General features: G+C 37.3%; 11 protein-coding genes. 1 reads left to right on the top strand and 10 read right to left on the bottom strand.

What is annotated here, in order from left to right:
• Positions 1-7: 7 nt before the first annotated feature.
• Positions 8-1,120, bottom strand: coding sequence for an endolytic transglycosylase MltG (mltG, locus tag BCELL_RS07720; protein ID WP_013488130.1), 1,113 nt, complete (start codon positions 1,118-1,120; stop codon positions 8-10).
• A gap of 362 nt (positions 1,121-1,482) precedes the next feature.
• Between mltG and BCELL_RS07715 the strand changes: the two genes are divergently transcribed.
• A complete protein-coding gene (locus BCELL_RS07715; RefSeq protein WP_013488129.1) occupies positions 1,483-3,027 on the top strand; it encodes a glycine betaine uptake BCCT transporter in 1,545 nt (514 codons plus the stop codon).
• 587 nt (positions 3,028-3,614) lie between these two features.
• On the opposite strand, the gene BCELL_RS07710 is transcribed toward BCELL_RS07715, so the two are convergent.
• From BCELL_RS07710 to BCELL_RS07670, 9 genes are all read right to left on the bottom strand, one after another.
• Entirely contained in the window at positions 3,615-3,905 is a 291-nt protein-coding gene (locus BCELL_RS07710) for a DUF1292 domain-containing protein (protein ID WP_041808735.1), read from the bottom strand.
• A gap of 37 nt (positions 3,906-3,942) precedes the next feature.
• Entirely contained in the window at positions 3,943-4,371 is a 429-nt protein-coding gene (gene ruvX, locus BCELL_RS07705) for a Holliday junction resolvase RuvX (protein ID WP_013488127.1), read from the bottom strand.
• Positions 4,372-4,380: 9 nt separating this feature from the next.
• A complete protein-coding gene (locus tag BCELL_RS07700) occupies positions 4,381-4,647 on the bottom strand; it encodes an IreB family regulatory phosphoprotein (protein ID WP_013488126.1) in 267 nt (88 codons plus the stop codon).
• An 86-nt stretch (positions 4,648-4,733) separates the two neighbouring features.
• Positions 4,734-7,370 carry an alanine--tRNA ligase gene (gene alaS / locus BCELL_RS07695; RefSeq protein WP_013488125.1) on the bottom strand — a complete coding sequence of 879 codons (2,637 nt, stop codon included), beginning with the start codon at positions 7,368-7,370 and terminating at the stop codon, positions 4,734-4,736.
• A 362-nt stretch (positions 7,371-7,732) separates the two neighbouring features.
• A complete protein-coding gene (locus tag BCELL_RS07690; RefSeq protein ID WP_013488124.1) occupies positions 7,733-8,809 on the bottom strand; it encodes an AI-2E family transporter in 1,077 nt (358 codons plus the stop codon).
• A 229-nt stretch (positions 8,810-9,038) separates the two neighbouring features.
• Positions 9,039-9,230: a hypothetical protein gene (locus BCELL_RS07685; protein WP_013488122.1), complete on the bottom strand. Its 192-nt coding sequence runs from the start codon at positions 9,228-9,230 to the stop codon at positions 9,039-9,041.
• A gap of 18 nt (positions 9,231-9,248) precedes the next feature.
• Positions 9,249-9,722, bottom strand: a complete 474-nt coding sequence (locus tag BCELL_RS07680; protein ID WP_013488121.1) for a PRC-barrel domain-containing protein — start codon at positions 9,720-9,722, stop codon at positions 9,249-9,251.
• Between the two features lie 25 nt (positions 9,723-9,747).
• Positions 9,748-12,039, bottom strand: coding sequence for an SF1B family DNA helicase RecD2 (gene recD2, locus BCELL_RS07675; protein ID WP_013488120.1), 2,292 nt, complete (start codon positions 12,037-12,039; stop codon positions 9,748-9,750).
• Between the two features lie 17 nt (positions 12,040-12,056).
• Positions 12,057-12,722 (bottom strand): tetratricopeptide repeat protein, encoded by a 666-nt coding sequence (locus BCELL_RS07670; RefSeq protein ID WP_013488119.1) that lies wholly within the window; start codon positions 12,720-12,722, stop codon positions 12,057-12,059.
• Between the last annotated feature and the right edge of the window lie 23 nt (positions 12,723-12,745).

The following is a 12,745-nucleotide window of genomic DNA, read 5'->3' as shown; positions in this document are numbered from 1 at the left end:
ATACACCTTATTGATATTGTCCTACCACTGCTTCATGTTCAGCTAATGTTTCTGTAAAATAAACATCTCCATTAGGTGAATGGTAGAAGTATAAATAAAAATGGTCTTCTGGTAGTAACGCAGCTCTAATTGATGCTTCTCCTGGGTTATTAATTGGTCCTATAGGTATCCCTGTTACATGATACGTATTATAAGGTGACTCTATTTCTAAATGATCGTATGTCGTTCTTGACAAATGCTCCCCATGAGCATAAGCAACAGTTGGGTCCATCTGTAGTGGCATGCCACGATCTAAGCGGTTTTTAATTACCCCTGAAATACGGTACCGTTCTTCGTCATTTCTTGCTTCCCCTTCAATAATCGAGGCCAGCGTAAGAATTTCATGGTACGTATATTGAGATCCAGCTGCGCCATTATCAATTAGGACGGATGAAGTTCTGTTAATCATCGTTTCGATTAACTGTTCCACTGTAATTTCCTCTTCAACAAAATCATACCTTGCAGGAAATAAATACCCTTCTAATGGGTACCTTATCTCTTCAGTTAGTATTACTTCCTCTAGAATTTCATATCTCTCAATGAGTTCCTCTAAATATTCCTCATCTGTGATCACTTCTAAAATATCTTCTTCAGATAAATTCGTATTTTCCTCCGCTAATTCAATCACTCTTTCTAACCATCGGCCTTCTGGTATAGTGAAGCTGATTTGGTAATCTTGATATACCATACCTTCTTTTAATTCCAAGATAATGTCATCCATATCCATATTCCGGGACAGTGAATAGTCTCCAGCCTGGAAATTCGATTCATTTTTAAACCGAACATAATATCTAAAAATAGAAGCATTACTAATAAGACCGTTTTCTTCAAGTATTTCACCAATTCTTGTAGTCGTAGAACCGATAGGGATGCTAACCTCAATATCGGTGTCGTCTGATTCATCAACAGGACCTATGGCATTCATAATATATTGATAAGAACCGTAACCGACTCCGGCTACTGTAAGTATAATTAAAAATAAACAAACGAATACAATTTTCCTCACTAAACTAGCCTCTTTCTGCCTTTCGAGTAGTTTTTCTCTATGTTTTTTTCTCCGTTTTTCCTTTTTTTCAGACAAAGTAGATTCCTCCTTTCACCTCATCCATTATACTACATCTTGCAATAAAAGGGGTCCTTCTGTCGAAACATTGTATCATGTTTTTCAACTGAGGAAAACAGAGGAAATAGGGTACTAATAGCTTAAAAAATGGTCCAGAATTAACGGTAATTTCATTAAAAAATGCGAGACACTAGTGAGAACAACGAATTATACAAGACCCCTTGCATTAGACGCCCCCACTGAAAAAGTCCACGTAACTTTATTCATGCCAATATATAAAGAGAGTTGAGAACTAGATTGCCATTGAAAGGGTGTGCCAATACACCTACATAAAAATAAAGTAAATATCAAATGCTATTTGCAAAGGAGGGGCACTTAATATGAAAAAAGTAACGACAGTATTTTGGGTTTCTATTGGCTTATCCATTATTTTTGTGCTGTGGGGAGCTTTTTTCCCAGTTCATTTAGGAAATGTAATGGATGTCACCCTGGCGTTCTTTTTAGAAAACTTTGGTTGGTTTTACCAGCTCGCTGCTACGTTTTTCTTAATCTTTGCACTCTTTCTCATCTTTAGTAAGTATGGAAAAATTAAGCTTGGGAAAGACGATGACAAACCAGAATTTAATCGTCCTACATGGTTTGCGATGCTTTTCAGTGCTGGTATGGGAATTGGACTATTATTTTTTGGCGTTTCAGAACCTATTTCTCACTTTGCAAGTCCACCATTTATTAGCGGGGGAACAGAAGATGCCGCAATCTTAAGTTTACGGTACACTTATCTTCATTGGGGCTTTCATGCTTGGGCAATTTACGCTACGATCGCTTTAGGAATTGCCTATTTTAAATTTAGAAAAGGTTACCCTGGATTAATGAGTGCAGCCCTCTATCCTTTACTTGGCGACAAAGTGAAGGGACGTACTGGTAAAATAATTGATATAGTAGCAGTCTTTGCCACGATCTTTGGAGTATGTGCTTCATTAGGACTAGGCGCAGCTCAAATAAACGGAGGATTAAGTTATTTAACAGGAATTCCAAACAACTTTTCGATGCAGTTTCTTATTATAGCTATTGTAACAGTACTTTTTATGCTAAGTGCTGGAACAGGCCTAAAAAAGGGAATCAAGTACTTAAGTAACACCAACTTAGTTTTGGCAGTTATTCTTTTCATTGCTGTAATTGCATTAGGACCAACGATCTTCTTAATGGATCTATTTACAACAACTTTCGGTAGTTATATCCAAAACTTACCCGCAATGGGGCTACGTCTCTCTCCGTTTGATGTAGAGAGTGCCGCTTGGCTTCAGGGCTGGACTATCTTCTATTGGGCTTGGTGGATTGCTTGGGCTCCGTTCGTCGGAACATTCATTGCGCGTGTTTCGAAAGGAAGAACTGTTAGGGAATTCGTTATCGCTGTATTAGTATTGCCTACTATTGTATGCTCCCTATGGTTCGGAGTGTTCGGAGGTACCGGAATCTTTTTCGAATACAATCTAGGTCTTGACATTTCAGGTCAAGCTTTGGAAACAGCTTTATTCTATGTATATGAGCAATTACCATTTAGTGGGTTACTTGCTTTTATCACCATCTTTTTGATCAGCACATTTTTCATTACTTCTGCAGATTCAGCTACTTTCGTTCTCGGTATGCAAACTACGAATGGGAGTACAGAACCTCCGAATATCGTGAAGTATAGCTGGGGAATCGTCTTAGCCGCTTCAGCAGTTGTCTTAATGGCATCAGGCGGATTGGAGGCAATGCAGACTGCAATTATTGTCAGTGCATTCCCTTTAACGTTCATTTTAGTTTTAATGACCTTCTCTATGCTGAAATCATTTAAAGAGGAGACAAAACCACAGCCTGACCCCACTACTGAAAACCGCAGATTCATGAAGCGAAGGTATAGGGATAATGCTAATCAAACATAATGTAACAACTATCGAGGTTGACTCAAAAGGTTCTTTTCTACCTTTTGAATCAACCTCTATGCTTCTTTTCACTGGCAATGCCTTCGTCCGTTGCGCAACTACGCTCATTGCTTAGGGACACTGAAAAAGTGAAAGAACACGAGGCCACTAAAAAAGTAAAAATCATGATTGTATCGTGTATTAATATTCATAATCTATAATTTAAGAACGAATTGATGAGACTGAAGCAAGCGAGGTTACTGTCTCTTCCTCTACGAGCATATGCTACGGAGCGTATCCGTCGAGACAACTCGAAGCATTAGCGACGAAGCAACGCTCGTTCCTGTGGGAAAAAAGGCAGGGGTGAGACCCCGCAGACCACAGGTCGATGAGGCTCACCAGCCTCCCACGGAAAGCGAGCTAGCGCAGGGATCATCAATTCACAATATACAGAGCAACTTATAATAATAACTGATAATTATAGAATAATTACTTTTTCAGTGCCCTCAAAGAACACCACTTTTTCTTCAGTGGCATCATTTCCATCGCCAAATATTCTTATCTTTAAAAAAATACCCAGCTCCAGGAAGCTAGGTATTTGGTCTTTTTTATTCCATTTCTTCTTCTGTAAAAGTGTTTAACAGCTCTTCTACCATATCCCATTCTTCATCGGTGTTGATAGGTATAAGCGCTAGGTCTTCGCCTTCAGGCTCTTTATACTCAAAGGCATGGACTTCAATTTCTTCATCCTCTGATTCATTTGATCCCTCTGGCACTAATACCATATACGATTTACCAGTTGCATCTACATCAAAAGTAAACAACACCTCAAATAAATGTTCATCTCCATTTTCATCTGGAATAATAATTCGTCTGTCACTTTCCTCTGGTACGTTCATTTGATAATTTGACACGTTATAAAATCCTCCTAATACATTACAAATTACTTTTTGGGTTACGATCTAGGTAGCCTTGTAAGATCATGACCGCAGCCATTTTATCAATGACCTTTTTCCGCTTCTTCCGACTAACATCAGCAGAAACTAACATTTTTTCGGCTGCAACAGTTGTTAAGCGTTCATCCCATAGTTCTACCTTTAAATTCGTTCTTTCCTTTAGCTTTTCAGCAAACGCTTGACACAATTCTCCACTTGGTCCAATTGTTCCATTCATATTTTTTGGAAGGCCAACAACGATTGTACTAACGTCTTTGTTTCGGATTATTTCATCTAGCCGAGAGAAATCTTGTTCTTCATCCTCTTTAGCTCTTTTTATTGTTTCCAATCCTTGCGCTGTCCATCCAAATGCGTCGCTAATTGCTACACCAATTGTATGGGTGCCTACATCTAAGCCCAGTACCTTCATGCTAGCCTTTTACCCCTTTTGGTGATGAGATAAATACGAGCGAACTAGTTCTTCTATAATCTCATCACGTTCTATTTTTCTTATTAATGTTCTTGCATCATTGTGACGAGGTATATATGCTGGATCACCTGATAATAAGTACCCTACAATTTGATTTATCGGATTGTACCCCTTTTCCTCCAATGAAGAGTAAACTGTTAAAAGTATATCTTTAACATCTTCATCCATGGCGTCATCATTAAAATTAAATTTCATTGTATTATCCATTGAACTCATCAAGCACACCTCTCTCCATTTTGAAAAAATGATCTATCAACCACGTACACCTTGCTTGTCTCCTATTGTACACCAATTGATTGTAATTAGTAATTTCTTTTTAGCAAATCTGGCACAATTTTTAAAGCCTCATCTAATTTAGATGGATCCTTCCCACCAGCTTGAGCCATATCTGGACGACCACCTCCGCCGCCACCACAGCGTGTAGCCACTTCTTTTACGATATTACCTGCATGATATCCTTCTTTAACGAGATCTTTAGACACACTAGTAATAATATTTACCTTATCATTGTTAACCGCAGCAAGAACGAGAATACCTGATTCTATTTTTTCTTTTAAAGAATCGGCCATTTGCCTTAAGCGATTCATGTCAGGAACATTGACCTTCTTCACTAATATAGAAATGCCATCTACTTCTTTTAGTTCATCCATAACGTTGCCAGCCTCTACTTGGCTTAATTTTGCCGCAAAGGATTCGTTTTCTCGTTCAAGTTCTTTAAACTGCTGTTGTAGCTGTTCAATACGGAATGGTACATCATTAAGCTTAGCTTTTAACAAATGGGCAGACTCTTTTAAAACATCCAACTGTCCATTCATAAATTGATAGGCATTTTTTGCTGTAACTGCTTCAATTCTTCTTACTCCAGCACCTATGCCGCCTTCTGATACAATCTTAAATAAACCTATTTCAGCAGAATTGCTTACATGACATCCACCACAAAGCTCCAAGCTATAGTCTCCTACTCGGACAACACGTACCGTGTCACCATACTTTTCTCCGAATAGTGCCATCGCTCCCATTTCTTTTGCTTCTGTTAGGCTTTTGTACATGGTTTGGACTTCTATCCCATCCCAAACCTTCTCGTTAACAATAGATTCAATTTTCTCTAGCTCATCTTCACTTATTTGGCCAAAGTGTGAGAAATCAAAACGAAGACGATCTTGCGCTACGAGGGAACCTGCTTGATTGACGTGCCCCCCTAACACATCCTTTAAAGCTTGATGTAAAAGGTGTGTAGCAGTATGATTTTTGATTACTCCTTTTCTGTTTTGTGCATCAACTTTTGCCGCAAAGGTCATATTTTTTGTTAATGTTCCTTTTATAACCTCAACAGTATGAAGGTTTTGCCCATTAGGGGCTTTCTTGACTTCAAGAACAGCTAAAGTTACATTTTCATTTTCAAAGCTTCCTTTATCGGCAATTTGCCCCCCACTTTCCGCATAAAATGGAGTACGGTCTGTAATAACTTGTACTTTCTCCCCTTGCTTTGCTTCATTAACAAATGCTTTATCCTTCACGATGACAGAAACAACAGCAGGTATTTCAAGTAAATCATAGCCGACAAATTCACTTTCCTCTTTAATGTTTCCAAGGATTTCATCTTGCGTTTGCATTGACCCTGCATCTTGACGAGCGGCTCTTGCACGTTCACGCTGTTTTTTCATCTCAGATTCAAACCCGTCTCGATCGACAGAAAAGCCTGCCTCTAATACATATTCTTCTGTTAAATCGACAGGAAATCCATACGTATCATATAAGCGAAAAACATCAACACCGTCTATTACTTCTTTATTTTCACCTTTAGCTTTCTCTATCACTTTTGTTAAAATTGCTAATCCTTCATTTAACGTTTCATGGAATCGTTCCTCTTCATTCTTAATTACTTTTTGAATAAAAGCTTCCTTCTCTGTTACTTCAGGATAGAATTCCTTCATCACGCTTCCAACCACTGGGACCAATTCATACATAAATGGTCGTTCGATGTGAATCTGCTTTGCATATCGCACTGCTCTTCTTAAAAGTCTTCTTAATACATAGCCCCGACCTTCATTCGATGGTAAAGCGCCATCACCTATGGCAAAAGTTACAGTACGTATATGATCTGCTATCACCTTAAATGCTGTATCATCTACTGCATTTTTTCCATAGTTACTGCCTGAAATGTTTTCTGTTTCATGTATGATAGGTAAAAACAAATCAGTATCAAAATTTGTTTTTGCATCCTGTATCACTGAGACCATTCTCTCCAAGCCCATTCCTGTATCAATATTCTTCTTCGGTAATGGCATATAGCTACCGTCAGCATTATGGTTAAACTGGGAGAAAACAAGATTCCAAATTTCTAAATATCGTTCATTTTCACCGCCAGGATACAATTCAGGATCATTGTGGTCGTTTCCATATGCTTCACCACGATCATAAAAAATCTCCGTGTTAGGGCCACATGGACCTTCTCCTATATCCCAGAAATTTTCTTCTAGTCTGATGATTCTTGATTCTGGTAGCCCTATTTCTTTATTCCATAACTCAAATGCCTCATCATCATCAGGGTAGATCGTAACAGATAATTTTTCAGGGTCAAACCCAATCCACTTTTCACTCGTTAAAAATTCCCATGCCCATAATATAGCCTCTTTTTTAAAGTAATCACCAATTGAGAAATTACCAAGCATTTCAAAAAATGTGTGATGACGCGCTGTCTTCCCAACGTTTTCTATATCGTTTGTACGAATCGATTTTTGCGCATTCGTAATTCTTGGGTTTTTTGGTATAACACGTCCATCAAAATATTTTTTCAATGTTGCGACGCCACTATTAATCCATAATAATGTTGGGTCTTCATGTGGAACGAGTGATGCACTTGGTTCAACATCGTGACCTTTTTCCTTAAAGAAATCTAAGTACATTTGCCTAACTTCTGCGGAGCTTAGTTTTTTCATTATTCTTTCCTCCCTATTCTTTTGAACACACCTTTAACTAGTGAAATGTAAAATTATTCCTTCTTTTTCAAATAAAAAAAGTCCCCTCCCTAAAAGGGACGAGACATTACTCACGCGGTACCACCCTAGTTACAAAGCTTTGCTTTGCCACCTTAAACGAATAACGATCGTTGACCGGCAGGTTTTTCCTGCTCTCAGGAGTAGCACATTATTAACCTTCATCTAGAATTTCTCGCAGCCTAGGAAATTCCTCTCTGACAAGTATGCCTCTTCATACTTTAGATGGACTTTAATAATTCAGTTCCTTCATCAATTTAACCAATATATACAAATGTCATTATAGAAAAAGACAGAAGTGTTTGTCAATAATATATTCCTTTTCTTTCTCTTACAATTTGTCTTATGTGGAGTAAAATGACCCTTAAGACAGTTAGGATTGGTACTGAGATAATTAATCCAATCACACCACCTAGCTCCCCACCAACGACAAGCGCAAATATGATTAAGACTGGATGCATGTGCAATGTTTTCCCAACTATGAGCGGTGCAATTAAATTACCTTCAATAATTTGAACGATGAAATTGACAATTAAGCCTAATATGACGAGTTGAAACGATTCTGTTAATGCAATAAATACTACTGGTATGACCCCGATAATTGGGCCAAAGTAAGGTATAATATTGGTCAAACCTATAAATACAGCTAAAAGAACAGCATAAGGCATATCAATGATCCAAAATCCAATATAAGCTAATATACCAACTACTATACATACTAAAATTTGCCCTCTTATATAATTGCCTAAAGAATGATCAATTTCCTTTACAAGGCTAGCACCTTCTTTACGCCAACGATCAGGAGTAATATACCAACAAACTTTTTTCACTAAATCCATGTCTTTTAATAAATAAAAGACGATAAAAGGAATGACGATAAGAAGAAGCATCCAATCAAAAAGCTGGCGAATGATTAATCCAATACTTGTGATTGATTCTGCTATATACGCTTCCCCACTTTCCATCCAACCTTCTACTTGTTCTTGAAATGTAGATGGCAGCACTTCTGTTTGTGCATGTATGGTATTTGCAAAATCAGTATATGTTTGCGCCATTACAGGCAATTGATCTAATAATTCCTGGCCTTCTTCAAGAATATAAGGAGTTCCTCTAAATAAAACAATAACAAATAGAATAACAAATGCTGCATAAATAAGTAATATCGATAAAGACTTTGGAATATTTCTTTTTTTTAAGGCTTCAATTAAAGGGTGTAGTAAATAGGCGATAACTGCTGCGAGCAAAAATGGAGTAATAATACGCCCGATCAACACTAAAAAACCTTGTATATATGTAAAAAGCTGAAAAGTCATAAAAAGGATAAGGCCAACAAGTAGGATTAATAGTAGCCTCATTACGATACGAAGTAGACGGTTATCCATGTTGAGCTCCTTTTTAATAATATTAGCGTTGAAAAAGATGCCGGCCATAAAGGCCGACATGCTTATAAGCGTAGCATTTCATATAAATGAAATTTTTATGCAATGTTAAAGGTGTAACTTTTTCTTTATTCTATTTTTTGTTTTTTTATCCATTTTTGAATAAGCGTATGCACCTGCACCAAGTGCAGCAAGTGTAGCAATCCTTCTCATCACTATCACCACCTTATCGTTATTCAACCTCTACGCGACGTTCTGTTTCTTCAAATAAGTCATCAAGAGAGCTTAACGATCCATCTAATTCTACTTGGTGTAAGCAGAATCTTCCATCCTTTATCGTTAACTCGATAAAGCAGTTCCAGCAATAATATTGATTCGTACCAATTTTGCCAATATCTTTCCCTTTACAATTAGGACAGCGCATTGAAAGACCTCCATTTTCTTATGTTTCTAGAACAATGAAGGAATTTCCCCGATTAACTAATGGTGATTTAGGCTTTAATATTCTTATCCCTTTTCGTAGGTCGGAAAATAATCCTTCTGTTAGTTCATACCCTACAATTTTGCCCAAATCTGGTAAAAAGCATACGTCCTCTATTAAGCCTAACGTAATCCCATCTTTGTCAATAACCGGTCTTCCAAAAATATGACGCTTACCTTCAAAAAGTCTTCTGTCATACTTTGACATTGTTTGAAGAACTGTTTTCTCTGTAACATAAAATCCATTTATATCTTCATACGCTATCGATTTAAGGGAAAGATAATGTTTCTTTGACCACCATTGCCGGTTATGGATCCAATAACCTTTTACACTCTCTTCTCTTTCAGATAGTACGATGTCAGAAATTTCGCCAAGGAGACGATGCGTTTTTTCATAAAAAACTGGTGCACCTTTCACCTTTTGAAATGTCCGCAAAGGAACCTCCTCCTTTCGAACATTTCTAGTGTTTGGATGCACCATCAGTTTCATGCTGGTATTCATTTTCCATCGGTTCATTTTTTAATTTTAAAGCCAACGTCGTGTTCCGTTTTATATCTTGGTCATTTTTTACAGCATATTCAAGTGATTGCCATTCACCACATAGTAAAAGAAAGTTTTTAGCCCTCGTAATTCCCGTATAAATTAATTTTTTTCGGAGCATACGATAGTATCCCTTTACAATCGGCATAATGACGATTGGGAATTCACTGCCTTGTGACTTATGAATAGAGCAGCAATAGGCATGTGTAATTTGTGTTAATTCTTGTTTTGTATAGGTAATTTCTATCCCATCAAAAGAAATGACAATTTTTAACTCTTTATCTGTATTTTCTTTTTCAGTAAATATTGCAACAATTTCGCCACGGTCTCCATTAAATACATTTTCTTCAGGATTGTTCACTAATTGGAGTACAATATCACCAGTTCGATAAACAACATCCCCAAAAGGAACTTCCCTTCTTTGTGGTGTTGGGGGATTAAATAGTGATTGTAGCATGACGTTTAAATTTTCTACTCCTGCAATTCCACGGTACATCGGAGCTAACACTTGGATATCTTTAGGTTCATACCCTTTCGCTATTGCGCCTTTACATATTTGCTTTACTACATCTGGAATTTGTTGCTGTGCAGCCGGGAAAAAGCGTAAATCTTTACTATCTTTTTTGACTTGATCTAAGTGACCATCTTTCACTGAATGGGAAAAGGTGATAATATGAGAGCCTTCTGATTGACGATAAATGTCTGTTAATTTTACTGAAGGAACGATGTTAGTAGTTAATAAATCCGATAATACTTGTCCTGGACCAACAGATGGTAATTGATCCTCATCACCGACTAGTATTACTTTCATGTCATTCGGAATTGCTTTGAACAATTGGTTAGCTAGCCACGTATCGACCATCGACATTTCATCTAAAATAATGAGCTCTCCCTCTAGTTTTTCTACCTCATCGTCTTCATAATCTTCGGTACCTTTAAAACCGAGTAAGCGATGGATCGTTGAAGAAGGTAAGCCAGTTGATTCACTCATTCGTTTAGCTGCTCTTCCTGTAGGTGCCGCCATTATTATAGGAAAAGCATCTTTTTTAGCATAATCATCAGGGTTTACAGACATACCGTTTAATTGTCCATAAACTTCAACGAGCCCTTTTATTACTGTTGTTTTTCCAGTTCCCGGCCCTCCTGTCAAAATCATAACCGGGGAATGAAGCGCTTCTTTTATTGCCTCCTGCTGTGATGGTGCATAATGAATGCCAAGCGTTTCCTCTACTAATCCAAGCGCTTTATAAAACTCCGAATCTGGATACTTTTCTGGTTCTCTCTCCAATAACCGTTGTATGTTAGACACAATTCCTTGTTCAGCATAATATAACGTAGGTATATACATTTTATCTCCATCAACGATAACCTTACCTTCTTCGCCTAATTCAATAACTTGATCAGCTATTTTTAATGGAGATATCTCTTCGGTGTTTTCATACTCTAGTAAAGCCTTTGCTCCTTTAACAATCGTCTCATTTAAAACATACACGTGTCCCTCGTTGAGAGATTGCTCATTTAAGGTAAAAATAATCGCTGCCCTTAATCGGTCAGGATGTGCTCCTTCAATCCCTTGTTTTCTGCCAATTAAGTCAGCTTTAGCAAAGCCAATTCCCTCTACATCTTCAATCATCTTATAAGGGTTGTGATTAATGATATCCAAAGCATCAGTTTTATAAGCTTGGTATACTTTCATAGCTAGCTGTAAGCCAAACCCATATTCATATAGCCTTACTAATACTTGTTCAATCCCCTGATCTTCTAGTAGTGTCTCATAAATTTCATCAGCTTTATCACGTTTAATACTCGTTACTTTGTCCAGTGAAGAACGATTTTCAATAATGATCGAAATGGCATTCTTCCCTAATGTTTGAACGATCTTTTCAGCAGTCTTCTTACCGATACCAGGAAAACGATCACTAGAAAGGTATAAAATAATCCCTTGCTCCGTTTCAGGCATAATCTTATGAAATTGCTCCACTTTATATTGACGGCCAAATCGCGGGTGATCTGAAAAGAAACCATAAAAAAGGTAGCTAACATCTCTTTCAATTGGTGGCATAATACCAACTATCGCCACCTCTTTATCGTCCATGGAATATGACGTTTCTGTTACTTTGATTTTTGCTACCGTATAAAGCGATTCCTCATTATGATAAATTAAATGGAGCAAATCACCTTTAATATAATCCTTTTGATTGTCCTCTACCATAAACAATCCTACTTTCTTTATTCACCTTGATTACGTAAATTTTCTAATTGCTTTAATCCATTCGCGCTTAGTACATGGTCAGGTTGAATCTGTAAAGCCTTTTTAAACATTGCCGTCGCTTCATCAATATTATCTTTATATGAATAAGCAACTCCAAGGTTAAAGTAACTATCAGCATGTTGTTCATCAATACTTATTACATGTTGGAAAACAGATATAGCCTCATCTATTCGCTCTAATTGCGCTAACGTTAATCCATACTGAAATTGCGCATCGACATCAGTATCGTTTAATTCTACAGCCGTATGAAGACTAGGCAGTGCACGTACTAAATCACCTTGATTATAAAAACTTAACCCAAGCATATAATACACATCAGCTTCCTTAATTCCTTTATTTAATGTTTCTTGATATGCATCTATTGCTCCGAGATAGTCTTCTAGATTAAACAATACATTTCCTTTTCCATAGTAAGCTGCTCCTTGCTCACTATCCAATTCAATCGCCTTATTAAAGAAAGTAAGCGCTCTATCACTATCTTGAACAGCTAATAAGAGATTTCCAAAATTCGCAAAAGCAACAGCGTCGTTCGGGTTTTCCTCTATTGCTTCATTTAATAATTTCGCAGCTTCTTCCATATTTCCTTCCTTCATTTGCTTAACTGCTTGTTTATTTTTATCCATCCTCCACACAGCCTTCCTTTAAA

The organism is Evansella cellulosilytica DSM 2522, from assembly GCF_000177235.2.
In the GTDB taxonomy this organism is placed as follows: Bacteria; Bacillota; Bacilli; order Bacillales; family Salisediminibacteriaceae; genus Evansella; species Evansella cellulosilytica.
The sequence above is the reverse complement of the archived record's forward strand: the minus strand, read 5'-3'. Positions and strand labels throughout refer to the sequence as shown.

Coding starts and splice junctions, on each gene's coding strand:
- BCELL_RS07710 (WP_041808735.1), bottom strand. CDS start 3,905: ATGAACGTACCAGAGGAAAGTGACAGACGAATTATTATTCCAGATGAA.
- ruvX (WP_013488127.1), bottom strand. CDS start 4,371: ATGAAGGTACTGGGCTTAGATGTAGGCACCCATACAATTGGTGTAGCA.
- BCELL_RS07700 (WP_013488126.1), bottom strand. CDS start 4,647: ATGAGTTCAATGGATAATACAATGAAATTTAATTTTAATGATGACGCC.
- BCELL_RS07690 (WP_013488124.1), bottom strand. CDS start 8,809: ATGGATAACCGTCTACTTCGTATCGTAATGAGGCTACTATTAATCCTA.
- BCELL_RS07670 (WP_013488119.1), bottom strand. CDS start 12,722: ATGGATAAAAATAAACAAGCAGTTAAGCAAATGAAGGAAGGAAATATG.
- BCELL_RS07715 (WP_013488129.1), top strand. CDS start 1,483: ATGAAAAAAGTAACGACAGTATTTTGGGTTTCTATTGGCTTATCCATT.
- alaS (WP_013488125.1), bottom strand. CDS start 7,370: ATGAAAAAACTAAGCTCCGCAGAAGTTAGGCAAATGTACTTAGATTTC.
- BCELL_RS07685 (WP_013488122.1), bottom strand. CDS start 9,230: ATGCGCTGTCCTAATTGTAAAGGGAAAGATATTGGCAAAATTGGTACG.
- recD2 (WP_013488120.1), bottom strand. CDS start 12,039: ATGGTAGAGGACAATCAAAAGGATTATATTAAAGGTGATTTGCTCCAT.